Consider the following 24,286-nt stretch of genomic DNA (forward strand, 5'->3'; position numbering starts at 1 on the left):
ATGCCGCATATTTTGATCGTCGAAGACGAAACAATCATCCGCTCCGCGTTGCGCCGTCTGTTGGAGCGTAATCAGTATCAGGTCAGCGAAGCTGGCTCGGTGCAGGAAGCGCAAGAGCGTTTCAGCATTCCCTCGTTCGACTTGATTGTCAGCGATTTGCGCCTGCCAGGAGCGCCAGGCACCGAGCTGATCAAGCTGGGGCAAGGCAAGCCGGTGCTGATCATGACCAGCTACGCGAGCCTGCGTTCAGCCGTAGACTCGATGAAAATGGGCGCGGTCGACTACATTGCCAAACCCTTTGATCACGACGAAATGCTGCAAGCCGTCGCGCGCATTCTGCGAGACCGTCAACACCTGCAGAGCGTGGCTGCTGAACGCCCGGCGACCAAGGCCGGCAGTGCCGACAAAAACACCGCAGACAACAGCAACGGTGAAATTGGCATCATTGGCTCGTGCCCGCCGATGCTCGACATGTACAGCAAAATCCGCAAAGTGGCGCCCACCGACTCCAATGTATTGATTCAAGGTGAATCCGGTACAGGTAAAGAGCTGGTCGCACGCGCCCTGCACAACCTGTCCAAGCGCGCCAAGGCACCGATGATTTCGGTCAACTGCGCAGCCATTCCCGAGTCGCTGATCGAATCCGAACTGTTCGGCCACGAAAAAGGCGCATTTACCGGCGCCAGCGCAGGGCGTGCCGGATTGGTCGAAGCGGCCGATGGCGGCACCTTGTTCCTCGATGAAATCGGTGAGCTGCCACTCGAAGCCCAGGCGCGCCTGTTGCGCGTCCTGCAAGAGGGCGAAATTCGCCGCGTCGGCTCGGTGCAATCGCAAAAGGTCGATGTGCGCCTGATCGCGGCGACCCACCGAGATCTCAAGAACCTGGCCAAGGTCGGCCAGTTCCGCGAAGACTTGTACTACCGCCTCCACGTCATCGCACTCAAGCTGCCCGCCTTGCGTGAACGAGGCGCTGACGTTAACGAAATTGCCCACGCCTTCCTCGCCCGTCAAAGCGCCCGCGTTGGCCGCAACGACTTGAAGTTCGCCCCAGACGCAGAACGCGCCATCAGCCATTACACGTGGCCGGGTAACGTTCGCGAATTGGAGAACGCAGTAGAGCGCGCCGTCATCCTGTGCGAAAGCCCGGAAATTTCGGCTGATCTGCTGGGCATCGACATTGAACTGAGCGACTTGCAAGACGACGACTTCATCGGCCTGGCCCCGCAGCAGAGCATCAGCAGCGGTAACACCAGCCTGGATCCGACCGAAGACCTGTCACTGGAAGACTACTTCCAGCACTTTGTACTGGAACATCAAGATCACATGACCGAGACCGAACTGGCCCGCAAACTCGGGGTCAGCCGTAAATGTCTGTGGGAGCGGCGCCAGCGCCTGGGCATTCCGCGCCGAAAAACCGGAGTCGCCAGCGAAAACTGAGTCAGGTAACGCCTCAGGTAACACGCAAGACTGTGAAAAAACTGTTACCGCCGCCTAAACGCGTAACAAAAGCCGGGGACTACGGTAACGAAACCCCGGCTTTTTTTGGCCCGTAGAAAAGTGGAAACCGTCAAAACCCCTTATTTTGCTGGGCCGCGCAAAAGTTGGCACGACCCCTGCTATATGTATTCGTACAAGAACAATAAGAATCACAGCAGCACACAATAAAAATAAGACGTATCGGCTCACGCATAACAAAAACAACACGGCGGAGGCGCAGCTAACTGATTGTTTTGGAGAGGCGTTGTAAATGGGGCTTGCCCCACGACTAGGCAGAGAACAACAAAAACTGCACTTAAAGCAGAGCCTGAACTAGTTGGATCATTGATCACATCAACACAGCGACCAAAGCAATCCGTTTGCTCTTATCTCTCAATTTGAGAGGGCTACACAGGCAAAACCTTTGTAGTCAGGGCACTTAACAAAAACAAAAAGCCCGAAAAACATAATAAAAATAGAGCATGCAACTAATTCTGGGGGAGCTTCGGCTCCCCTTGTGCTTCCTGCAATTCAGTAAAATCCGATTAAACGCTCTACCTCAGCCCTCTTGCAGCTGTTTTAGCGCGCCGCTTGTAGCTTCGCTCGCAAGAGCGGTTCAGCTTCCTACACCATCCCCTGACTAAATGCTAGAATCCCCGCCCATCATGCGGTCATTCTTCGTTTTGGCCGAACATTCCTTCAAACAGTGCATCCCATGCTGAAGAAGCTGTTCCAGTCACTCCGTTCTCCCAAGCGTCGTACGCAACAACTGCGTAGCACCCCTGAAGTGCTCAACAGCAGCCAACACTCGCTGCAACGCGCCCAATTCAGCCGTTACGCGGTCAATATTGTCGAGCGCCTGCAGAATGCCGGTTACCAGGCCTATCTGGTCGGCGGCTGTGTACGCGACATGCTGCTCAACATCACCCCTAAAGACTTCGACGTCGCCACCAGTGCTACCCCTGAACAGGTGCGTGCCGAGTTTCGCAACGCGCGGATCATCGGTCGGCGGTTCAAATTGGTACACATCCACTTTGGTCGCGAAATCATTGAAGTCGCGACCTTCCGCGCCAATCACCCGCAAAACGACGAAGAGGAAGACAGCAACCAATCCTCTCGTAACGAAAGCGGGCGTATTTTGCGCGACAACGTTTACGGCACCCTTGAAGAAGACGCTCAGCGTCGTGACTTCACGATCAATGCCCTGTACTACGACCCGGTCAGCGAACGCATTCTCGATTACGCCAATGGCGTGCACGACATTCGCAACCGCTTGCTGCGCCTGATCGGTGACCCGCAACAGCGTTACCAGGAAGATCCGGTGCGCATGCTGCGCGCTGTGCGTTTCGCTGCCAAGCTCGACTTTGGTATCGAAAAACACACGGCAGCACCGATCCGCGATCTGGCGCCCATGCTGCGTGAGATCCCGGCAGCACGGCTGTTCGAAGAAGTGTTGAAGCTGTTCCTTTCTGGCAATGCCAGCGACACGTTCGAAATGTTGGTCGACCTTGAGTTGTTCGATCCATTGTTCCCGGCCAGCGCCGAAGCACTGGAGCACAACCCGACGTACACCCACACCCTGATCAGCGAAGCCTTGCGCAACACCGATCTGCGTATCAAGCAGGGCAAGCCAGTGACCCCGGCCTTCCTGTTTGCCGCGCTGCTGTGGCCTGCATTGCCTGCTCGCGTGTTGCGCCTGCAAGACCGTGGCATGCCGCCCATTCCGGCCATGCAGGAAGCCGCCCACGAACTGATCGCCGAGCAGTGTCAGCGGATTGCCATTCCCAAGCGTTTCACCATGCCGATTCGCGAGATCTGGGACATGCAAGAACGCCTGCCGCGTCGCAGCGGCAAACGCGCTGACATGTTGCTGGACAACCCGCGTTTCCGCGCAGGCTATGACTTCTTGCTGTTACGTGAAAGCGCTGGCGAGCAGACCAATGGCCTGGGCGAATGGTGGACTGATTACCAGGACGCCAATGACAGTGGCCGTCGCGACATGATCCGCGATTTGAGCAACAGCAAAGATGACGGCACAGGGACTGCCCCGCGCAAACGCCGCCGCACCAGCAGCAGTAAACGCAAACGTAGCGCTGGCGCGGACGAGTAAGCGATGGAGCGGATCTACATCGGCATGGGCAGCAATCTGGCTGACCCGGCAGACCAATTGCGCAGCGCTGTGCAGGCGCTGACGCAACTGCCAAACTCCCGTTTCATCGGGGTGTCGGCGTTCTATCAAAGCGATTCGCTGTTACCCGGCCAGCCGCGGTACACCAATGCCGTGGCCGCCATCGACAGCACGCTGGCACCTCTGGACTTACTGGATGCGCTGCAAGCCATCGAGCGGGATCAAGGTCGCGAGCGCCATGAACGCTGGGGGCCGCGCACTCTGGATCTGGACATCCTGCTATTCGGTGATCGACTGATCGACGAGCCCAGGCTCAAAGTTCCGCATTACCACATGCACGCCCGCCCCTTCGTTTTGTACCCATTAGCCGAGCTGACGCCTGCATCGCTGACGCTCGCCGATGGCCGTAGCCTCAAACAGCTGCTGGCAGACTGCCCGTTTGTCGGCCTTGAGCGCTTCGAACGTTAAGCTGAAACGAATCAATGATCCCGGTAACACCCCCGCGGTAACACCTCTAATTGACTTCCAGTGTTCCCGTCACGACTATAGGCGTCCCGCTGCCGTCCATTGGGCGGCGCAATGTGAAAAGCAGGCTTTATAAGCACCGTCCATAAAGGTGTTCCTGCTTATACGATCAATCACGTGCGTAACACGCTGTGGTTATCACACTGCCTGACGAGGATCCTTTTTCATGCCGGCTATCACCCTGACCACCCTGCAAAGCCTTAAGCAAAAAGGTGAAAAAATCACCATGCTGACGTGCTATGACGCCACCTTTTCCCACATCTGTAATCAGGCCGGTGTGGAAGTGTTACTGGTGGGCGACTCCTTGGGCATGGTTCTGCAAGGGCATGACAGCACGCTGCCAGTCACTACCTGCGACATGGCGTACCACGTGGCCAGTGTCAAACGCGGCAACCAAGACGCACTGATTCTCGCCGACCTGCCATTCATGGCCAACGCGACACTCGAGCAAACCTTGAACAACAGCGCCCAGTTGATGAAAGCCGGTGCGCACATGGTCAAGGTTGAAGGCGCCGTCTGGCTCTCTGAATCCATTCGTTTGCTGACCGAGCGCGGCATTCCCGTGTGCGCACACATGGGCCTGACCCCGCAAACTGTGAACGTATTGGGCGGTTACAAAGTACAAGGCCGCAACGAAACTCAGGCCCGCCAAATGCGAGCCGATGCTATTGCTCTGGAACAAGCAGGCGCGGCCATGTTGCTGCTGGAATGCGTGCCGAGCGAGCTGGCCCGGGAAATCACCCATGCGGTCAAAATCCCGGTGATCGGCATTGGCGCAGGCAGCGACACTGACGGCCAGGTCTTGGTGCTGCACGACATGCTCGGCCTGTCCTTGACCGGACGCGTCCCAAAATTCGTAAAGAATTTCATGACGGGTCAACCCGACATTCAATCGGCACTCAGCGCTTACGTGGCTGAAGTCAAAGCCGTCAGTTTTCCTGGTACCGAACACGGATTCTCTGCATGAACACAGTAAAAACCGTTCGCGAGTTGCGCGCTGCAGTCGCCCGCGCCCGTAGCGAAGGTAAACAAATCGGCCTCGTGCCCACCATGGGCAATCTGCACAGTGGCCACGCAGCGTTGGTGACCACTGCGGCTCAGCAGGCCGACTTCGTTGTGGCGAGTATTTTCGTCAACCCGTTGCAGTTCGGCGCCAACGAAGACCTCGATACCTACCCGCGCACCCTCGCGGCCGATCAGGAAAAACTCCTGCAAGCCGGTTGCAACCTGTTGTTCGCCCCGACAGTAGAAGAAATGTACCCCCACGGCATGGCAGGTCTGACGCGCGTGACCGCCGCCCAGCTCAGCAATGAACTGTGCGGCAGCCGCCGACCAGGGCATTTCGACGGGGTAACGACGGTCGTCAGCAAATTGTTCAATATGGTCCAACCCAATCTCGCGATCTTTGGGCAAAAGGACTACCAGCAATTGGCCGTTATTCGCGCCATGGTTCATGACCTGAACATCCCGGTGCAGATTATTGGCGAACCGACGGTGCGTGCCGAAGATGGTCTGGCCCTGTCGTCCCGTAACGGCTATTTGACCGAAGAGCAGCGCCATGTTGCGCCGGCTCTGTATCAGCATCTGAACGAGATCGCTCAGGCCATCAAAACGGGCGAGCGCGATTACCCGCACTTGGTTCGCCAGCATCTGCAGCGTATCGAAGCCGAAGGGTTTCGCCCCGACTACCTGGAAGTCCGTCATGCTCTGACCTTGCTGCCAGCGCAAGCCAGTGATCGTGACATCGTGATTCTGGTCGCGGCGTTCCTGGGCACAACACGCCTGATCGACAACCTACACCTGACTCTCGACAGCTCGCGGTAAGACACAGGCCGCGCGGAACAGCGGATTAATCGGCCCTCATGATCCAACACTGAAAACTGTGTAGGACCCGAGTAACATGCTCGTGACAAAAGTTACTCAGTAGCGTCAGACAAAGCCGAGACAGAAGCAGGCGCGAGGTTTACTGTTATCGCCCTGCTTCTGAATGAAGCGCAGAAGCAGACTGACCGAAATATCGACATTAGAACGAAGATTTCGGTGTATTCAGTGTCCAAAAGGCAGTTCAAGCAAAAGGATATTCGCAGCGATGGCGTACTACCGCACTCCTCATGACGTTACCGCTCTGCCCGCTTGGCAAGCGTTGAAACTCCACCGCGCCGACATGCAGCATTTCAGCATGCGCGATGCATTCAACAACAACCCCAAACGCTTTGAAGACTTCACTCTGAGCAGTTGTGGCTTGTTTTTGGATTACTCGAAAAACCTGATCACCGATAAAACCCGCAGCTTGCTGGTAAACCTGGCGAACGAGGCCAACCTCAAGGGTGCAATCAAGTCGCTGTTTGAAGGCGAAATCGTCAACGCCTCCGAAGGCCGCCCTGCCCTGCATACCGCATTGCGCCGCCCAGTGGCCGACAAGCTGTCGGTGAACGGCGTAAATATCATGCCGCAGGTGCATAAAGTCCTGAACCAAATGACCGAACTGGTCGGCCGGATTCACGACGGCCTGTGGCGTGGCTACACCGAAAAGCCGATTACTGATGTGGTCAACATCGGTATTGGCGGCTCGTTCCTCGGCCCGGAGCTGGTGTCCGAAGCACTGCTGTCCTACGCCCAAAAAGGCGTGCGCTGCCACTACCTGGCGAACATCGACGGCAGTGAGTTCCACGAACTGACTGCAAAACTGCGCGCTGAAACCACGCTGTTTATCGTGTCGTCGAAATCCTTCAACACCCTAGAAACCCTGAAAAACGCTCAGGCTTCGCGTGCCTGGTACTTGGCTCAAGGTGGCTCTGAAGCCGAGTTGCATCGCCACTTCATCGCGGTGTCGAGCAACAACGCGGCCGCTGTAGCGTTCGGGATTCGCGAAGAAAACATCTTCCCGATGTGGGACTGGGTGGGCGGTCGTTATTCGCTGTGGTCGGCCATCGGTTTGCCGATTGCACTGGCCATCGGTATGTCCAACTTCAAAGAGCTGCTGTCCGGTGCCTACAGCATGGATCAGCACTTCCAGAACGCGCCGTTTGAACAGAACATGCCGGTCTTGATGGCCTCGCTCGGCGTTTGGTACGGCAACTTCTGGGGCGCGCAAAGTCACGCGATCCTGCCGTATGACCACTACCTGCGTAACATCACCAAGCACTTGCAGCAGTTGGACATGGAATCCAACGGCAAGAGCGTGCGTCAGGACGGCACGCCAGTGTCCACCGACACAGGCCCGGTCATCTGGGGCGGCGTAGGTTGCAACGGTCAGCACGCGTATCACCAGTTGCTGCATCAAGGCACCCAACTGATTCCGGCCGACTTCATCGTGCCGATCGTCAGCTTCAACCCGGTGTCCGATCACCATCAGTGGTTGTACGCCAACTGCCTGTCGCAAAGCCAGGCGCTGATGCTGGGTAAAACCCGCGAAGAAGCCGAAGCTGAATTGCGCGACAAAGGCATGAGCGAAGAAGAGGTGCAAAAACTGGCGCCGCACAAGGTGATTCCGGGCAATCGTCCGAGCAATACCCTGGTGGTTGAACGCATCAGCCCGCGCCGCCTGGGCGCACTGGTTTCGCTGTACGAGCATAAAGTCTTCGTGCAAAGCGTGATCTGGGGCACCAACGCCTTCGACCAATGGGGCGTGGAACTGGGCAAAGAGCTGGGCAAAGGCGTTTACAATCGCCTGACTGGCAGCCTCGAAGAGCCTGCCGACGACGCATCGACCCAAGGTCTGATCAACTACTTCCGCGGTCGTCATCGCGGTTGATCGATGGCCAGCCAGTCTCCCCGACTGGCTGGCACCGAGGCAGCATGGAATTTATCCGTCGTCCCATCGAACGCCAAATCATGAGCCTGACCGGGCTTTCGCTCGGCCAGCTCGACCTCGAAAACCCCAAAGGCGACCCCGGACTGTTTGGCCCGGACTCTATCAGTTGGCGTGTGCACGGTGACTTCACCAGCATGCTGATTGGCGGCATCAGCGCTTTGATGCTGCAAGCCTTGCACCCGCAGGCCTTGGCCGGGGTGTGGGATCACTCCAATTTCCGCCAGGACATGCTGGGCCGGTTGCGCCGCACCGGACAGTTCATTTCCGGCACTACCTTTGGCTCTACCGCAGACGCCAACTGGCTGATCGACAAAGTCCGCACCATTCACCTGCAAGTCATTGGCACCGGGCTTGATGGCAAACCTTATGCCGCCAGCGACCCCGAGTTGCTGACATGGGTGCATGTGGCAGAAGTCAGCAACTTCCTCGCTGCACATCTTCGCTACCGAAATCCGCACTTGTGCGCAGAAGATCAAGACCGTTACTACGATGAAATTGCCTTGGTCGCTGAACGCTTGGGCGCCACCGATGTGCCGCGCTCACGCCAGCAAATTGCTGATTACCTTGAGGGCATTCGTCCCCGGTTACTGTGCGATGAACGCAGTCACGAGGTCATTCGCCTGTTGCTGAATGCGCCCGCCCCCAGCCTGCTGGCCAAACCCTTTGGGTCACTGATGATGCAAGCCGGGATTGATTTACTGCCGGACTGGGCCAGCGATCAGCTGGAACTTGAGCAACAGCCGCTGACCCGCAAGCTGGTGCATGCAGGGGTAAACAGTACGGCGCCGATCCTGCGCTGGGCCGTGCGCAATGGCTCCGTGCAACGGGCACGGCGGCGGATGGGGCTGGATACCTGAAGCGTAGGCAGCCCGCCCCCACAGGTTTGAGACGTACATTCGCCCTATTCTGTTAAACTGCCGCGCCTTATCTATCCCCAAGGCGCATCGCATGTCTTCCTTGAATCAGGCGCTGCGCGCCGCCCTCGATAATCGTCAGGATTTGCTGGCCGAGCTGCACGCTCAGGGCACTGACTGCTATCGCCTGTTCCACGGCAGCCAAGAAGGTGCTGGCGGTCTGACCATCGACCGCTACGGCCCGCAACTGTTGGTGCAAAGTTTCCATCAGCGCCTTGAACGCGATGATCTGCTGCAACTGCATGACGCCATCAATCGCCACTTGGGCCTGGAATTACTGCTGGTCTACAACGATCGCTCCCAAGGCAACTCGCGCATCGATCGCGAAGACACGGTGTACAAAGCTGATGAGGCCGCGCTGGCTGACATGGTCGGCCACGAATGGGGCCTTAAATACCGCGTGCGCGGGCGTCATGCCGGACAGGATCCGCTGCTGTTTCTCGACCTGCGCAATGCGCGCGGCTGGGTCAAACAGCACAGCGCCGGTAAAAGCGTACTCAACCTGTTTGCCTACACCTGTGGCGTAGGCTTGAGCGCAGCGGCCGGTGGTGCCAGCGAAGTCTGTAACCTGGATTTTGCCGAAGGCAATCTGGCAGTAGGCCGTGAGAATGGCCTGCTGAACCCTGAGCTGAAGAAAATGAAATTCGTGCAATCGGATTATTTCGCCGCCATCCGCCAATTGGCCGGGCTGCCGATCATTCAGCGTCGCCACAAATTACCCGCTTATCCGCGCCTGGAGCAGCGCGAATATGATCTGGTACTGCTCGACCCGCCTGCCTGGGCCAAGAGTGCTTTCGGCACGGTTGACCTGCTGCGTGACTACCAAAGCCTGCTCAAGCCTGCGGTACTCGCAACAGCAGCGGATGGCGTGCTGATCTGTTGCAACAACCTGGCAAAAGTCAGCATGGACGACTGGCGCGAACAGGTGCTGCGTTGCGCCGAGAAGGCAGGTCGCCCCGTGCGCGACTGGCAAGTGCTGACACCCGCCACGGATTTCCCGTCACAGGATCAACAGCCTCCGTTGAAAACACTGATCTTGCAGTTCTAAAAAACTCGTAACAAAGGGAAAAGTCCTACCCGAAATAAGGCGCCCATATCGGAACCGGAAACGCGTGCCATACTCAAAGGCACTCCTGAACGTAAAGACGACGCCCCCCCATGCTCAAAGGATTGATCCGCGCCATTGGCGCAGTGCTGACTGCTATCGCAATTTACAGCGTGCTGGGCTTCTTTATTTTGCCCGGCATAGGCTTGCGCGTTATCAACCAGCAGTTGGCCAACTACACCACGGTTCCGGCAAAACTCGACCGGTTGGAATTCAACCCGTTCAGCCTGGAACTCACGCTGTGGGGCTTTAGCGTCGGCGAACCTGGCAAGGAGCAAATCGGCTTCGAGCGTCTTTACACCAATTTGCAAGTCGATAGTCTGTGGACCAAAGCCTTGCACTTGACCGACGTGCAGCTGGACAAGCCAAAGACTGAGCTGCTGTATAACAAGGACGGCTCACTCAACCTCGTTCAATTGTTCAAACTGCCGACCAGTGAGCCCACGCCCGAACAGCCTGACAGCAACCCGTTCCCGGTACGCATCGACAACATCAAGCTGGCCGAAGGCTACCTGCATTTCACCGATAGGCGGCCCAGCGAACCGATCGAGTTTTTGTATGACTCGATGAACCTTGAACTGAAAAACCTCAGTACTTTGCCCAAAGACAACGCTGACATGACGCTCGTGGCGATGGGCCCGGCGGGCGGGCGGATCGATTGGAGCGGCACGCTGAGCCTGGTGCCCATTGCGTCCGAAGGCAAACTCAAGGTCACCGATGGCCAGATGAAGGTCTGGTGGCCGTATGTCCGTGATGCACTGCCGCTGGCACTCGAAAACGGCGTATTGAATTTCAGCACTGACTACACGTTGAACCTGGCCAAAAACACTGAAATGGTCTTGAGCAACGCTTCCGCCAGCATTGCCCCATTCAACATCAATGCCCCGGACGGTCGGCCACTCGTGCGCCTGGAACGTCTGGATGTCAGCGATACCACGGTCGACCTGGCCAAGCAGCACGTGGTTGTCGGAAAAATCCAAAGCAACAACCTCGAAACGTGGGCCGCGCGGGAGAAAGATGGCCAGCTCGACTGGCAAAAGCTGTTTGCCAGCCAGCCTGCCAAGGCTGCGCGCAACACTGATCAGACAGTGGCGGCTGAAGCGTCAAAGCCCGCATCCACCCCCGCAGCCCCCAGCAAGCCGTGGCAAGTGCTGCTCAAGGATGTGGAACTGCGCGATTACCGCGTGCATCTGGCCGACAAAGAGCCCAAAACCCCGGTGGCGCTGGACATCGGCCCGCTCAACCTGAACCTGAAAAACTTCGACAGCCTGAATCAGTCGCCCTTCAGCCTTACGCTCGACACCGGCATTGGCAAGCAGGGCAAGCTGACGGCCAGCGGCGACGTCAACCTGAGCCCGATTGGCGCAAAACTGAAAGTCACCACCAAAGACATCGACCTGCGGGTAGCCCAAGCCTACATCGACCCGTTTATTCGTCTGGAACTGCGCAGCGGCATGCTCGGCAGTGATTTGGCGGTCAACCTGAAAAGTGTTGAGCCATTGGCCTTTACGGTAGAGGGGCGAGCCCAGATTGATCAGTTGCACACGCTGGACACGATGAAAAACCGCGACTTCCTTAAATGGCAGCGGTTGGTGCTCGAAGAGGTGAAGTATCAGCACGGCGACAACGTGTCGATTTCCAAGATCAACATCACACAGCCATATGTGCGTTTCATGATCAACGATGATCGCACCACCAACATCGATGACTTGTTGATTGCGCAACCTGCCAACAGCGGCGCCAAGAGCGCTGCCAAACCCGCAGCCAAAGAAAAACCACTGGGCATCCATGTCGGCAGTATCGCGATCAATGATGGCTCCGCCAATTTTGCCGACTTCAGCCTGACCCCCAACTTCGCCACGGCCATTCAACAGCTCAACGGCCAAATCGGCACCATTGATAGTCGCCAGGCCAAACCGGCCAGTGTGAATGTTGCAGGCAAGGTTGACCGTTACGCACCCGTGACGATCAAGGGCAGTGTCAATCCTTTTGACCCCATGGCTAGCCTCGATATCGCCACCAGTTTCAAACGTGTCGAGCTCACGACACTGACGCCCTACTCCGGAAAATTCGCGGGCTACCGGATTCGCAAAGGCCGTCTGAGCCTGGATGTTCACTACCTGATCACTAAAGGCCAGCTCAAGGCAGAAAACAAGGTCGTTATCGAGCAATTGCAACTCGGTGAGAAAGTCGACAGTCCGGACGCCGTGAACTTGCCACTGAAGCTGGCTATTGCCCTGCTCAAAGACACAGACGGCACCATCTCTATCGAACTGCCCGTGACGGGCGATCTGAATAACCCGCAGTTCAGTGTGATGCCCATTGTTTGGCAAACCCTGCGCAATCTGGTGATGCGTGCTGTCCAGGCCCCGTTCAAGTTCATTGGTGGGCTGATCAGTGGTGGTGGCGCCGAAGACCTGGGCACGGTGTCATTCGCGCCAGGATCAAGCGAGCTGAGCCCTGACGCACAAAAAGCCCTGAACACCCTGGCAGATGCTCTGAAGCAACGTCCGGCCTTACGCTTGGAGATTGAGGGCACTGCTGCGCAAAAAAGTGACGGTCCGCTCATTGCGCAAGAGCGACTGGAACGCGAGTACCAGTACAACTACTACAAGATTCTCCAGCGCCGTGGCGACAAGGTGCCGGCTCAGGCATCGTTGCTTAAAGTGCCGGATGACGAGAAAGGCCCTTTACTGGAAGGCATCTACCGCACGCGACTCAAGCAACAGCCGCCTGCTGAATGGGCTGATCTGAGTCGTGATGAACGCGCCGCCAAGATGAGCGCTGCACTCATCGACTTCTGGAGTAAAAGCGAAGTGCTGCTGCGCCAACTGGGCCAGGACCGCGCCAGTAGTATCAAGGACTACCTGGTGGATAAAGGCGGGTTGGCCGATGAGCGTGTGTATTTTGTCGATGCCACGCTCGGTGAACCTGAGAGCGATGGCCGGGTCGTCTCGCCGCTGCACCTTGATAGCGAGTAAAGCCGATTTCGTAGCAGTTGCCGAGCCTGCGAGGCTACGTCCGATTGCGAAGTGATCGTAAACACTAAGTGCAAGGTTGAATTGACACACTCAATCGTCTGGCTTTACGACTGCTGCGCAGCCAGACGTAGCCTCGCAGGCTCGGCAACTGCTACGAAGGGGTTGCCAGACACTTTTCTTTTCTCCAATAGAACAGCCCCCGGCGCAGAACGCCGGGGGCTGTAATGGCCACATCCGTGTGGCCGTCGCATGAACCTTTTTTGAAAGCCCGCAGGTGCAGGTGTGGCGCTTAAATCACCTGCACTTGCTTTCCCCCCGGTTCCACGAAAAGCGTGTGTTACTCAGCTTTCAGGCCATCAGCCGAAACGGCTTGAACACCTTTGATTTTCTTGGTGATAGCGACAGCAATTTCCTTCTGTGCATCAGTCACAGCGACTGTCGAAGAAAGGGAAACCACACCTTTGTTGGTTTCAACTTTGATATCTGAGCCTGGAATACCTTTCTCGGTCAGCAGATCAGATTTAACTTTGGTCGTGATCCAGGTATCAGAAGTAGCTTCTTTGGCTTTGGCGACTTCGCCTGAAGCCACGATCATAGGCGACTGAGTCGTTGCTTGAGCAGCAAATGCAGCATTGGCCATAGTCAGGGTCAGAGCGGTGGCAGTTGCGGCAGCGATAGCGAACTTCTTCATACGAGTAACTCCTGTCTTCTTTAAAATCTGCGCCGTCACACGGCAGCAGGGTTACAAGTACTAGTGCAGGGCTTGTGCCAACTTTTTAAAATTATTAATCCCTTATAAATCAATAACTTATAAACAATTCGTTTTTAAGGCATCGTGCAGATTGCATGACCCTCTTCAATTCTGCATGCAAGTTGCGGCTTTTGAATCATGGCCTTTTGCACTGTCTTTACCGCACACATAAAAAAAGGATCCCGAAGGATCCTTTTTCAAAACAGGTGTCGGCAGCGATTAAGCTTGCGACGCCTTCGCAGCAGCTACGTCTTTGATGGACAGCTTGATACGGCCGCGGTTGTCCACGTCCAGTACCAGCACTTCCACTTCCTGACCTTCTTTCAGAATGTCAGTCACTTTCTCAACGCGAGCGTCGCTCAGCATGGAGATGTGAACCAGGCCGTCTTTGCCTGGCAGGATGTTTACGAATGCGCCGAAGTCGACGATACGCTCAACCTTACCGATGTAGATCTTGCCGATCTCGGCTTCTGCGGTGATGCCCAGAACGCGCTGACGAGCCGCTTCTGCTGCTTCTTTGGACTCGCCGAAGATCTTGATCGAACCGTCGTCTTCGATATCGATCGAAGCTTTGGTTTCTTCACAGATTGCACGGATGGTCGCGCCGCCTTTACCGATAACGTCACGGATTTTGTCGGTGTCGATTTTCATCGCGATCATGGTCGGAGCGTTGGCCGACAGCTCGGTACGCGACTGACCGATGATCTGGTTCATCTGACCCAAGATGTTCAGGCGAGCTTCCAGGGCTTGGCCCAGAGCGATCTCCATGATTTCTTCGGTGATGCCTTTGATCTTGATGTCCATCTGCAGCGCGGTAACACCTTTAGAGGTGCCGGCTACTTTGAAGTCCATGTCGCCCAGGTGGTCTTCGTCACCCAGGATGTCAGTCAGAACGGCGAACTTCTCGCCTTCCTTAACCAGACCCATGGCGATACCGGCAACCGGTGCCTTCATCGGAACACCAGCGTCCATCAGGGCCAGGGAAGCACCGCAGACCGAAGCCATGGAGCTGGAGCCGTTGGACTCAGTGATTTCCGATACCACACGAATGGTGTACGGGAACACGTCAGCAGCAGGCAGCATGGCCTGAACCGAACGACGGGCCAGACGGCCGTGGCCGATTTCGCGACGACCAGCGCCACCCATACGACCACACTCACCTACCGAGAACGGCGGGAAGTTGTAGTGCAGCATGAACGGGTCTTTTTTCTCGCCTTCAAGGGTGTCCAGCAGTTGTGCATCACGGGCGGTACCCAGTGTTGCAACGACCAGCGCCTGAGTTTCGCCACGGGTGAACAGAGCCGAACCGTGGGTTTTTGGCAGAACGCCAACTTCGATGTTCAGAGGGCGAACAGTCTTGGTGTCACGGCCATCGATACGCGGCTTGCCGTTTACGATGTTTTCGCGAACGGTGCGGTATTCGATTTCGCCGAATGCAGCTTTAACTTCGCTGGACGAAGGCTGACCTTCTTCACCGGACAACTTGGCAACCACCTGGTCTTTCAGTTCGCCCAGACGAGCGTAACGGTCGGCCTTGATGGTGATGGTGTAAGCCTGGGAGATCGCTTCGCCGAACTCGGCACGGATAGCGCCCAGCAGTGCGGTAGCTTCTGGAGCAGCAGCCCAGTCCCACGTTGGTTTTGCAGCTTCGGCAGCCAGCTCTTTAACAGCCTGGATCACCACTTGGAATTCGTCGTGGGCGAACAGTACAGCGCCCAGCATTTGGTCTTCGGTCAGCTCTTTGGCTTCCGATTCAACCATCAGTACGGCTTCCGACGTACCAGCAACAACCATGTCCAGGCTTGAAGCGGCCAGTTGCTCGTAAGTTGGGTTCAACAGGTAGCCGGTGCTTTCGTGGTAAGCAACGCGTGCAGCGCCGATTGGGCCATCAAAAGGAATACCGGAGATTGCCAGCGCAGCCGAAGTACCGATCATCGCAGCGACGTCCGGATCGGTTTTCTTGCTGGTGGACAGAACGGTGCAGACAACCTGCACTTCGTTCATGAAGCCTTCCGGGAACAGTGGACGGATCGGACGGTCGATCAGACGCGAGGTCAGGGTTTCTTTTTCGGAAGGACGACCTTCACGCTTGAAGAAACCACCTGGGATTTTACCCGCGGCGTAGGTTTTTTCTTGGTAGTGAACAGACAGAGGGAAGAAGCCCTTGCCTGGATCGGCTTGCTTGGCACCGACTACAGTCACCAATACGCTGACGTCATCGTCAACGGTGACCAATACTGCGCCGGAGGCCTGACGGGCGATGCGGCCAGTCTCGAGGGTGACGGTCGACTGACCGAACTGGAATTTTTTGATAACCGGGTTCACGGTGTCCTACCTTCTTTGTGGCTCTTGGGGAATGGGTTTCTTGCGAAATACGTGTGCACTGCCGGGTCATGCCCGATTCAAGATGCTTACGAAAACCGCCTGCCAGGCGAGCTTTCGTAAGGATCCGTCTGGTCCAGATAAAACTTGAGGCTGGAAGCCTGACGTACGTCTGTAGGAAACCCACAAACGCACGACAGACGACCAGCCTCTAGCAACATCGCTATTAGCGACGCAGACCCAGGCGAGCGATCAGCGCTTTGTAACGCTCAACGTTCTTGCCTTTCAGGTAGTCCAGCAGCTTACGACGCTGGTTTACCATGCGGATCAGACCACGACGGGAGTGGTGGTCTTTGCTGTTTGCTTTGAAGTGACCTTGCAGCGTGTTGATGTTAAAGGTCAGCAGTGCAACTTGCACTTCTGGAGAACCTGTATCACCTGGAGCTTGCTGGTAGTCTTTTACGATTTCTGCTTTGTGTTCAACTGTCAGTGCCATGAGGCATTTCCTTTCATTAGGGGTCTGCTTGCGAGCAAGACAGATCCAATAGGCCGAGGACAAATCCTCGTATTTAAATGTGAGATGTGACCGTGCCTAATAACAGCCACCCTCTTTTCAGTACGATCCGAGGCATTACACCCCGATTCGTCCTGTTCCGGTCATTCTGACCGAATCAGTCGACGCGGCGCGATGCGCCCGTCTTCGCTCACTTCACCGATACCGATGAAGCGACCGTTGTGATCTTGTACCCGCACCATGCCGAACTTCGGGGCATCAGGCGCACGTACCGGTTGGCCATTGAGCCAATAGAACGCGCTGGCCTCCGAGAAGTGCAGCAACGGCCAGTCCAGCAAACCGCTGTCCGATGGCATCAGGAAGCGATCAACTGCTTCATTGCCGCCTTCGGCGTGTACAGCTTCCAGCTCTTCCAGCGTGACCGTTTGGGCCAGACTGAAAGGTCCGGCGTGCGTGCGACGCAGCTCTGCAACGTATGCACCGCAACCTAATGCTTCACCAATATCTTCCACGAGGGTCCGGATATAGGTGCCTTTGGTGCAGTCAACGGACAAGCGCGCAGTGTCGCCTTCGCTGGCCAGTAATTCGAGGCGGGTAATAGTAACAGAACGTGGTTCACGCTCCACCACTTCGCCTGCACGGGCCAACTTGTAAAGCGGCTGACCGTCGCGCTTCAGCGCCGAGTACATCGGCGGTATCTGACTGATTTGCCCACGAAATTCAGGCAATACAGCTTCGATATCGGTGCGACCAACGGTCACTGGACGCGTGAGTAAAACCTCACCTTCGGCGTCAGCAGTGGTCGTAGTCTTGCCCAATTGCATCAGGGTTTCATAACCCTTGTCGGAATCGAGCAGGTATTGCGAAAACTTGGTGGCTTCGCCAAAGCACAACGGCAAGACGCCGCTGGCCAATGGATCGAGGCTACCGGTGTGCCCTGCCTTCTCGGCATTGAGCAGCCAGCGGACTTTCTGCAAGGCCGCATTGGAGGTGAATCCTAGCGGTTTATCGAGCAGGATGATGCCGCTGACGTTACGACGGATACGCTTGACCTGAGCCACCGGTTACTCCTTGGTGTCTTCAGGAGTGCTGGCGCCAGGGTGCTGGTTGTCCTCAGCCACTGCACGCTCGATCAAAGCGGACAGATGGGCACCGCGCACAACGCTTTCGTCGTAGTGGAAGTGCAATTGAGGCACGCTACGCAGTTTCATTTCACGCGCCAGTTGCATGCGCAGGAAGCCAGCTGCGGAGTTCAATACCTTGATGGTCTGCGCAATATCTTCTGCGTTGTCCTGCCCCATTACGGTGATGAAGATCTTGGCGTGACCCACGTCACGGCTGACTTCAACGGCAGTAATGGTGACCAGACCCACACGCGGGTCTTTGACTTCACGACGGATCAGTTGGGCCAGCTCGCGCTGCATCTGATCGCCGATACGTTGGGTACGGCTATATTCTTTTGCCATGTCTTGTTACCTGTCACTCACCCATGGGAAACCCATGCGTTCTGAAAGCGGCAAACGCCCGGCCAGACAGAAGCCGGACCGGGCGTTGCGTTTAGAGTCCAGGCCGAGCACGTTGCATTTGCATGCCTGTGCTCGTCCTCGCTCTTGAGGCTCGCGATTTAGAGGCTGCGAGCAACCTGGACCTTCTCGAACACTTCGATTTTGTCGCCGACTTTAACGTCGTTGTAGCTCTTGACGCCGATACCGCATTCCATGCCAGCACGCACTTCGGACGCGTCATCTTTGAAGCGGCGCAGGGATTCCAGCTCGCCTTCGAAGATAACGATGTCTTCGCGCAGTACACGGATTGGACGGTTACGGTGAACAACACCTTCCAGCACCATACAACCTGCAATCGCACCGAACTTAGGCGAACGGAATACGTCGCGGACTTCAGCGATACCCAGGATGTTCTCCCGAACGTCGCTGCCAAGCATGCCGGTAAGGGCTTTCTTGACGTCTTCGATGATGTCGTAGATGACGTTGTAGTAACGCATGTCCAGGCCTTCTTGCTCGACAATCTTGCGAGCGCCAGCATCAGCACGCACGTTGAAGCCGAACAATACAGCGTTGGAGGCCAGTGCCAGGTTAGCGTCGCTCTCGGTGATACCACCGACACCGCCGCCCACTACGCGCACTTGCACTTCGTCGTTACCCAGGCCGCTCAGAGCGCCCTGCAGAGCTTCCAACGAACCACGGACGTCAGATTTGAGGACGATGTTAAGCGTCTTCTTCTCTTCCTGGCCCATGTTCTCGAAGATGTTTTCCAGCTTGCCTGCGTGAGCACGCGCCAGCTTCACTTCGCGGAACTTGCCTTGACGGAACAGGGCAACTTCACGCGCCTTCTTCTCGTCGGTCATTACGCTCATCTCGTCGCCAGCATCTGGCGTTCCGTCCAGGCCGAGAATCTCGACAGGGATGGATGGACCGGCTTCCTTGATTGGCTTGCCGTTCTCGTCGAGCATGGCGCGGATGCGGCCATAGTTGGAACCGACCAGAACCATGTCGCCTTGGCGCAGGGTACCGTCTTGAACCAGAACAGTCGCAACAGGGCCACGGCCTTTGTCCAGACGGGACTCAACAACTACGCCACGGCCAGGAGCCGATGGAGTCGCCTTGAGTTCCAGAACTTCAGCTTGCAGCAATACGGCTTCGAGCAACTCGTCAACGCCCGTACCCATTTTCGCCGAGACTGAAACAAACGGAGTGTCACCACCCCACTCTTCCGACGTCACGCCGTGAACGGACAGTTCGCTACGGATGCGATCGAGGTCAGCACCTGGCTTGTCGATTTTGTTCACTGCAACCACCAGAGGCACGCCAGCTGCTTTCGCATGCTGAACCGCTTCGATGGTTTGCGGCATTACACCGTCGTCTGCAGCCACAACCAGAATCACGATGTCAGTGGCCTTGGCACCACGTGCACGCATTGCGGTAAACGCTGCGTGACCCGGGGTATCGAGGAAAGTGACCATGCCGCGTTCGGTTTCAACGTGGTATGCACCGATGTGCTGAGTAATACCACCGGCTTCGCCAGCAGCTACCTTGGCACGACGGATGTAGTCGAGCAGGGACGTTTTACCGTGGTCAACGTGGCCCATTACGGTCACAACCGGTGCACGGGAGAACGACTCGCCTTCGAACTTCAGGGACTCGGCCAGGGAATCTTCCAGAGCGTTGTCGCTGACCAGAGTCACTTTGTGGCCCAGTTCTTCAGCAACCAGTTGGGCAGTTTCCTGATCCAGTACCTGGTTGATGGTCGCTGGAGTACCCAGCTTGAACATGAACTTGATGACTTCGGCAGCCTTGACCGACATCTGTGCAGCCAAATCGCCGACAGTGATGGTCTCGCCAATCTGTACGTCACGAACCACAGGGCCGGTTGGGCTCTGGAAACCGTGAGCGTTGCGCTTCTTCAGCTTGCTCTTGCCACGACCACCGCGACGGAAGCTGTCGCTTTCTTCGTCGGAGGTGCGAGGTGCAACGCGTGGAGTTGGCGCTTTCTCTTTAACAGAAGCACGATGCGGAGCGTTTTTGCGCTCGCCATCGCCACTGCCGCGACGATTGTTATCGTCAGCACGTGGTTTGTCTGGACGACGTTGCTCATCACGCTTGCGTGCATCTGCTGCTGGAGCAGGTGCAGCTGGTGCAGGCGCGGCTACCGGTGCAGTTTGCACAGGTGCAGGAGCAGCAACAGGCGCGGCAGTCGGAGCAGCGGCAGGCTGACGACGCGCTTCTTCTTCGGCGCGACGCTTGGACTCTTCTTCAGCCTTTTGACGTGCGGCATTTTCTACTGCACGGCGTTCATCCATCTCACGTTTGCGCTCGGCTTCAATTTCTTCCGGGCTTTGCTGTACGAAGACTTTCTTCTTGCGTACTTCAACGCTGATGCTTTTGCTTCCAGCAACACGCAGGGTACTGGTGGTTTTACGCTGCAAAGTGATTTTGCGCGGTTCTTCCACTTTCGCCTTGTGGCTGCTTTTCAGGTGAGTCAGCAGAGCTTGCTTCTCACTGTCGGTCACATTCTGCTCGGCGGCGGTGTGCGGCAGACCTGCCTCACGCATCTGCTGCAACAGGCGCTCAACCGGTGTTTTGACCTCATCGGCCAGTTGTTTCACCGTGACTTGCGTCATGCATTTCTCTCCTCAGGCCGCGCCTAATTACTCGAACCAATGGGCTCGGGCGGCCATGATCAACTTGCCGGCACGATCATCGTCAATGCCGTCGATGTCGAGCAGGTCGTCAATAGACTGCTCGGCCAGGTCTTCGCGGGTAATTACGCCGCGCACCGCCAGTTCCATCGCCAAATCCTTGTCCATACCCTCAAGCGAGAGCAGGTCTTCGGCCGGATGGGCGTCTGCCAGCTTTTCCTCAGTAGCGATGGCTTTAGTCAACAAGCGATCCTTGGCCCGAGCGCGAAGCTCGTTGACGATATCTTCGTCAAAGCCGTCGATGTTGAGCATTTCTTCCACCGGTACGTAGGCAATCTCTTCCAGGCTGGTGAAGCCTTCATCAACCAGCACCTGCGCCAACTCTTCATCAACTTCCAACTCTTCGATGAAGTTGCGCAGGATGTCGCCGGTTTCTGCTTGCTGCTTAGCCTGGATGTCCGATTCGGTCATCACGTTCAAGGTCCAGCCAGTCAACTGGCTAGCCAAACGTACGTTCTGACCGCCGCGACCAATCGCCTGGGCCAGATTGTCTGCGCCAACGGCGATGTCCATTGCATGGGCATCTTCGTCGACAATAATTGCCGCTACTTCTGCTGGCGACATTGCGTTGATCACGAACTGCGCCGGGTTGTCATCCCAAAGGACGATATCCACTCGCTCTCCGCCCAATTCGCCGGACACTGCCTGGACGCGCGAACCGCGCATACCAATGCAAGCACCTTGCGGATCAATGCGTTTGTCTTTGGAGCGAACGGCTATTTTAGCGCGCGATCCAGGATCTCGGGAGGCCGCCATTACTTCGATCAGGCCTTCAGAGATTTCTGGAACTTCGATACGGAACAGCTCGATCAACATCTCTGGCGCAGTGCGCGACAGAATCAGTTGAGGACCGCGGTTCTCGGTACGAATTTCTTTCAACAATGCGCGAAGGCGTACGCCAACACGGAAAGTTTCACGCGAGATGATGTCTTCACGGGCCAGCAACGCTTCTGCGTTGTTACCCAGATCGACGATCACGTTGTCACGTGTCACTTTTTTAACGGTGCCAGAAATGATTTCGCCCAAACGCTCGCGATAAGCATCGACTACTTGAGCGCGCTCAGCTTCGCGGACTTTTTGCACAATAACCTGTTTGGCAGTTTGTGCAGCAATCCGACCGAATTCGATAGAATCGATTTTCTCTTCGATAATATCGCCAGCTACAGCGCCTGGCTGTTTTGCCTGGGCCTGGTCTACCGCCAACTCGATTGCTGGATCATCCAGATCTTCGTCTTCGACCACAGTCCAGCGACGGAAAGTCTCATAGTTACCGGTGTGGCGGTTGATTTCCACACGCAGATCGACTTCGTCCTCAAAACGCTTTTTGGTAGCGGTGGCCAGAGCCAGCTCCAGCGCTTCAAAAATTACGTTTGCCGGTACGCCCTTTTCATTGGACACCGACTCAACAACCAGCAGTACTTCTTTGCTCATCGTACGCCTCGCCTTTCGCAAGCCATTGGATCCGCGGGATCCGCGTCTCAGTCAAAACTGGGAATAATGTTGGCCTTGTCGATCATATCGATCGGCAACAAGAACTCGTGGTCCTCAACTTGCACCACTACGTCTTGTTCTTCTACGCCGCGCAGAAGGCCCTGAAAGTTGCGTCGCCCTTCAAAGGGTGAACGCAGCTTGATCTTTACTTGCTCACCGGCGAATTGGGCAAACTGTTCAACCGTGAACAGCGGGCGCTCCATGCCAGGAGAAGAAACCTCAAGGGTGTACTCAACAGAAATAGGATCTTCGACATCCAGAACGCCGCTGATTTGACGACTGACAATTGCGCAGTCATCCACCAAAACGCCGCCTTCCTTGTCGATATACACACGCAACATTGAATGGCGGCCCTGAGCCGAAAATTCAATACCCCAGCATTCATAGCCAAGGGCCACGACCACCGGGGCCAACAAGGCCTGCAACTCTTCTAGCTTGCTCGACACCTGAACCCCCTAGTGCATGTTTGTGCATGCTGTGCAAAATAAAAAAATGGGCGAAGCGCCCATCTCTGAAACGTCGTTGAATACCGACGCTATAAAGTGTCCAGTTAACAAAAAGCCCCTAATAAGGGGCTCCGCTAAAACTGGTTGCGGGAGCCGGATTTGAACCGACGACCTTCGGGTTATGAGCCCGACGAGCTACCAGACTGCTCCATCCCGCGACAAAGCTGGAGCGGAAGTATACGTTTGATCCTTTTCAGGGTCAATGTAGCCTTCCACATACAAGAAAGCCCGCTACTGCGGGCATTCTTGATAATTGGTACCGAGAAGGGGACTCGAACCCCTACACCCTATGGGCACAACCACCTCAAGGTTGCGTGTCTACCAATTCCACCACCTCGGCAATACTACAGTTACATCATGAAACCCGTTTTACTTTTGCTCTTGAGCTGGAGGTACGTCAGTCGCTGGAGTAGCCGACTTTTGCTCATTAAGCACCGGCACATCATCTGAAGCCGGTTTTTGCTTTGGTGCTTCCAACACTGCTGGATCTGGCAAACCTACTTGAGTCAGCTCATGAGCTTTCTCTTTAGCAAAGTAACCTAACCCTAAGCTGGTTATGAAAAAACCTGCGGCAAGTATAGCAGTAAACTTACTAAGAAAGGTAGAGGAACCTTGGCTTCCGAACACAGTATTTGATGCACCTGCTCCGAAAGATGCTCCAGCATCCGCACCTTTACCCTGTTGCAGCAATACCAGAGCAATTACGCCCAATGCACCCAACAGATGAAAAACGACTACGACTGTTTCCAGCATTTTCTCAGTTTCCCGCGGCGCGACAAATCGCACCGAACTCATCTGCATTCAGGGAAGCCCCACCAATGAGCCCCCCATCGATATCCGGCATGCTGAACAGTTCGACCGCATTGGCCGCCTTCACGCTGCCGCCGTATAGAAGTCGCACACCTTGTGCAACCTCAGAATTCTTCTGCGCCAGCTGTGCGCGAATGGCCGCATGCACATCTTGCGCTTGCTGCGGTGTTGCAGTCAGTCCGGTACCAATGGCCCAGACCGGCTCGTATGCAATCACTGCGTTTGTAAAAGCCTCAATACCGAACTCATCAATGACAACGTTCAGCTGACGCTCCACAACTTCAAGCGTTTGCCCCGCCTCACGCTGCTCCAGGGTCTCCCCTATGCACAACACCGGCGTTAAGCCAGAAGCTTGAGCGGCTGCAAACTTGCGATTAAGCGTCTCATCCTGCTCACCCAAAATCAGGCGACGCTCTGAGTGCCCAACAAGTACCAACTTGCAACCCGCATCCACCAACTGGCTCGGAGAAATTTCCCCTGTCAGCGCACCTTGCTTCTCGTCGATTGCAGCATCCTGAGCACCAACCGAAATTGGCGTATCTTTCAAGCCATTGATTACACGATCAATAAACAAGTCAGATGGGAATACCGCAATCTCAACACCGCTCGGCAAGGCCAGATTACGCAGACCGTCGATCAGCTCAGCGACGCTGGCGCGGGTACCGTGCATCTTCCAGTTACCAGCTACCATAGTGCGACGCATGCTTTACCTCGTCGGTCAAAGTGGGCGCAG

19 protein-coding genes and 2 tRNA genes are annotated in these 24,286 nt (G+C 56.1%); 9 read left to right on the top strand and 12 right to left on the bottom strand.

Going from position 1 to position 24,286, the window contains the following annotated elements; all coding sequences use genetic code 11:
* The 9 genes from RHM56_RS19005 (at nt 1) to RHM56_RS19045 (ending at nt 12,943) form a co-directional block, all read left to right on the top strand.
* On the top strand, nt 1–1,437 hold the full coding sequence (locus RHM56_RS19005; protein WP_322234955.1) for a sigma-54 dependent transcriptional regulator: 1,437 nt from the start codon (nt 1–3) through the stop codon (nt 1,435–1,437).
* Nucleotides 1,438–2,191: 754 nt separating this feature from the next.
* Entirely contained in the window at nt 2,192–3,586 is a 1,395-nt protein-coding gene (locus RHM56_RS19010) for a polynucleotide adenylyltransferase PcnB (RefSeq protein WP_322234956.1), read from the top strand.
* A 3-nt stretch (nt 3,587–3,589) separates the two neighbouring features.
* A complete protein-coding gene (folK, locus tag RHM56_RS19015; RefSeq protein WP_322234958.1) occupies nt 3,590–4,072 on the top strand; it encodes a 2-amino-4-hydroxy-6-hydroxymethyldihydropteridine diphosphokinase in 483 nt (160 codons plus the stop codon).
* A gap of 223 nt (nt 4,073–4,295) precedes the next feature.
* On the top strand, nt 4,296–5,096 hold the full coding sequence (gene panB / locus RHM56_RS19020; RefSeq protein ID WP_322234960.1) for a 3-methyl-2-oxobutanoate hydroxymethyltransferase: 801 nt from the start codon (nt 4,296–4,298) through the stop codon (nt 5,094–5,096).
* The gene (gene panC, locus RHM56_RS19025) at nt 5,093–5,953 is read left to right on the top strand and encodes a pantoate--beta-alanine ligase (RefSeq protein ID WP_322234962.1); all 861 of its coding nucleotides are present in this window, start codon (nt 5,093–5,095) and stop codon (nt 5,951–5,953) included. Before panB ends, panC begins: the two co-directional genes overlap by 4 nt.
* 265 nt (nt 5,954–6,218) lie before the next feature.
* On the top strand, nt 6,219–7,883 hold the full coding sequence (pgi, locus tag RHM56_RS19030) for a glucose-6-phosphate isomerase (RefSeq protein ID WP_322234964.1): 1,665 nt from the start codon (nt 6,219–6,221) through the stop codon (nt 7,881–7,883).
* 44 nt (nt 7,884–7,927) lie between these two features.
* Nucleotides 7,928–8,800: an oxygenase MpaB family protein gene (locus tag RHM56_RS19035; protein WP_322234966.1), complete on the top strand. Its 873-nt coding sequence runs from the start codon at nt 7,928–7,930 to the stop codon at nt 8,798–8,800.
* Between the two features lie 91 nt (nt 8,801–8,891).
* Nucleotides 8,892–9,905: a class I SAM-dependent rRNA methyltransferase gene (locus tag RHM56_RS19040; RefSeq protein WP_322234969.1), complete on the top strand. Its 1,014-nt coding sequence runs from the start codon at nt 8,892–8,894 to the stop codon at nt 9,903–9,905.
* Nucleotides 9,906–10,015: 110 nt separating this feature from the next.
* Entirely contained in the window at nt 10,016–12,943 is a 2,928-nt protein-coding gene (locus tag RHM56_RS19045) for a DUF748 domain-containing protein (protein ID WP_322234971.1), read from the top strand.
* Nucleotides 12,944–13,280: 337 nt separating this feature from the next.
* Here RHM56_RS19045 and RHM56_RS19050 read toward each other — a convergent pair whose 3' ends face one another.
* The 12 genes from RHM56_RS19050 to tpiA form a co-directional block, all read right to left on the bottom strand.
* Nucleotides 13,281–13,634, bottom strand: coding sequence for a BON domain-containing protein (locus tag RHM56_RS19050; RefSeq protein ID WP_322234974.1), 354 nt, complete (start codon nt 13,632–13,634; stop codon nt 13,281–13,283).
* A 279-nt stretch (nt 13,635–13,913) separates the two neighbouring features.
* The gene (pnp, locus tag RHM56_RS19055) at nt 13,914–16,019 is read right to left on the bottom strand and encodes a polyribonucleotide nucleotidyltransferase (RefSeq protein WP_019410393.1); all 2,106 of its coding nucleotides are present in this window, start codon (nt 16,017–16,019) and stop codon (nt 13,914–13,916) included.
* A gap of 223 nt (nt 16,020–16,242) precedes the next feature.
* The gene (gene rpsO, locus RHM56_RS19060; RefSeq protein ID WP_016783433.1) at nt 16,243–16,512 is read right to left on the bottom strand and encodes a 30S ribosomal protein S15; all 270 of its coding nucleotides are present in this window, start codon (nt 16,510–16,512) and stop codon (nt 16,243–16,245) included.
* A 161-nt stretch (nt 16,513–16,673) separates the two neighbouring features.
* Nucleotides 16,674–17,591 (bottom strand): tRNA pseudouridine(55) synthase TruB, encoded by a 918-nt coding sequence (truB, locus tag RHM56_RS19065; RefSeq protein WP_322234977.1) that lies wholly within the window; start codon nt 17,589–17,591, stop codon nt 16,674–16,676.
* A 3-nt stretch (nt 17,592–17,594) separates the two neighbouring features.
* On the bottom strand, nt 17,595–17,996 hold the full coding sequence (gene rbfA / locus RHM56_RS19070) for a 30S ribosome-binding factor RbfA (RefSeq protein WP_322234979.1): 402 nt from the start codon (nt 17,994–17,996) through the stop codon (nt 17,595–17,597).
* 158 nt (nt 17,997–18,154) lie between these two features.
* Nucleotides 18,155–20,668, bottom strand: a complete 2,514-nt coding sequence (gene infB, locus RHM56_RS19075; protein ID WP_322234981.1) for a translation initiation factor IF-2 — start codon at nt 20,666–20,668, stop codon at nt 18,155–18,157.
* A gap of 27 nt (nt 20,669–20,695) precedes the next feature.
* The gene (gene nusA / locus RHM56_RS19080) at nt 20,696–22,177 is read right to left on the bottom strand and encodes a transcription termination factor NusA (protein WP_019410397.1); all 1,482 of its coding nucleotides are present in this window, start codon (nt 22,175–22,177) and stop codon (nt 20,696–20,698) included.
* A 47-nt stretch (nt 22,178–22,224) separates the two neighbouring features.
* The gene (rimP, locus tag RHM56_RS19085; RefSeq protein WP_322234983.1) at nt 22,225–22,683 is read right to left on the bottom strand and encodes a ribosome maturation factor RimP; all 459 of its coding nucleotides are present in this window, start codon (nt 22,681–22,683) and stop codon (nt 22,225–22,227) included.
* Nucleotides 22,684–22,824: 141 nt separating this feature from the next.
* Nucleotides 22,825–22,901, bottom strand: a tRNA-Met gene (locus RHM56_RS19090).
* Nucleotides 22,902–22,997: 96 nt separating this feature from the next.
* Nucleotides 22,998–23,083, bottom strand: a tRNA-Leu gene (locus RHM56_RS19095).
* Between the two features lie 29 nt (nt 23,084–23,112).
* Nucleotides 23,113–23,496 carry a preprotein translocase subunit SecG gene (gene secG / locus RHM56_RS19100; protein ID WP_019410399.1) on the bottom strand — a complete coding sequence of 128 codons (384 nt, stop codon included), beginning with the start codon at nt 23,494–23,496 and terminating at the stop codon, nt 23,113–23,115.
* A gap of 4 nt (nt 23,497–23,500) precedes the next feature.
* A complete protein-coding gene (gene tpiA / locus RHM56_RS19105; RefSeq protein WP_322234986.1) occupies nt 23,501–24,256 on the bottom strand; it encodes a triose-phosphate isomerase in 756 nt (251 codons plus the stop codon).
* Nucleotides 24,257–24,286: the final 30 nt, after the last annotated feature.

Origin of the sequence: Pseudomonas sp. CCC3.1, assembly GCF_034347405.1 — a bacterium.
In the GTDB taxonomy this organism is placed as follows: domain Bacteria; phylum Pseudomonadota; class Gammaproteobacteria; order Pseudomonadales; family Pseudomonadaceae; genus Aquipseudomonas.

Excerpts from the sequence above, each read along its gene's own strand:
- RHM56_RS19035 (WP_322234966.1), top strand. The coding sequence starts at position 7,928 with ATGGAATTTATCCGTCGTCCCATCGAACGCCAAATCATGAGCCTGACC.
- RHM56_RS19005 (WP_322234955.1), top strand. The coding sequence starts at position 1 with ATGCCGCATATTTTGATCGTCGAAGACGAAACAATCATCCGCTCCGCG.
- panB (WP_322234960.1), top strand. The coding sequence starts at position 4,296 with ATGCCGGCTATCACCCTGACCACCCTGCAAAGCCTTAAGCAAAAAGGT.
- infB (WP_322234981.1), bottom strand. The coding sequence starts at position 20,668 with ATGACGCAAGTCACGGTGAAACAACTGGCCGATGAGGTCAAAACACCG.
- nusA (WP_019410397.1), bottom strand. The coding sequence starts at position 22,177 with ATGAGCAAAGAAGTACTGCTGGTTGTTGAGTCGGTGTCCAATGAAAAG.
- rbfA (WP_322234979.1), bottom strand. The coding sequence starts at position 17,996 with ATGGCAAAAGAATATAGCCGTACCCAACGTATCGGCGATCAGATGCAG.
- RHM56_RS19050 (WP_322234974.1), bottom strand. The coding sequence starts at position 13,634 with ATGAAGAAGTTCGCTATCGCTGCCGCAACTGCCACCGCTCTGACCCTG.
- folK (WP_322234958.1), top strand. The coding sequence starts at position 3,590 with ATGGAGCGGATCTACATCGGCATGGGCAGCAATCTGGCTGACCCGGCA.
- pgi (WP_322234964.1), top strand. The coding sequence starts at position 6,219 with ATGGCGTACTACCGCACTCCTCATGACGTTACCGCTCTGCCCGCTTGG.
- rpsO (WP_016783433.1), bottom strand. The coding sequence starts at position 16,512 with ATGGCACTGACAGTTGAACACAAAGCAGAAATCGTAAAAGACTACCAG.
- RHM56_RS19045 (WP_322234971.1), top strand. The coding sequence starts at position 10,016 with ATGCTCAAAGGATTGATCCGCGCCATTGGCGCAGTGCTGACTGCTATC.
- RHM56_RS19010 (WP_322234956.1), top strand. The coding sequence starts at position 2,192 with ATGCTGAAGAAGCTGTTCCAGTCACTCCGTTCTCCCAAGCGTCGTACG.
- panC (WP_322234962.1), top strand. The coding sequence starts at position 5,093 with ATGAACACAGTAAAAACCGTTCGCGAGTTGCGCGCTGCAGTCGCCCGC.
- secG (WP_019410399.1), bottom strand. The coding sequence starts at position 23,496 with ATGCTGGAAACAGTCGTAGTCGTTTTTCATCTGTTGGGTGCATTGGGC.
- tpiA (WP_322234986.1), bottom strand. The coding sequence starts at position 24,256 with ATGCGTCGCACTATGGTAGCTGGTAACTGGAAGATGCACGGTACCCGC.
- RHM56_RS19040 (WP_322234969.1), top strand. The coding sequence starts at position 8,892 with ATGTCTTCCTTGAATCAGGCGCTGCGCGCCGCCCTCGATAATCGTCAG.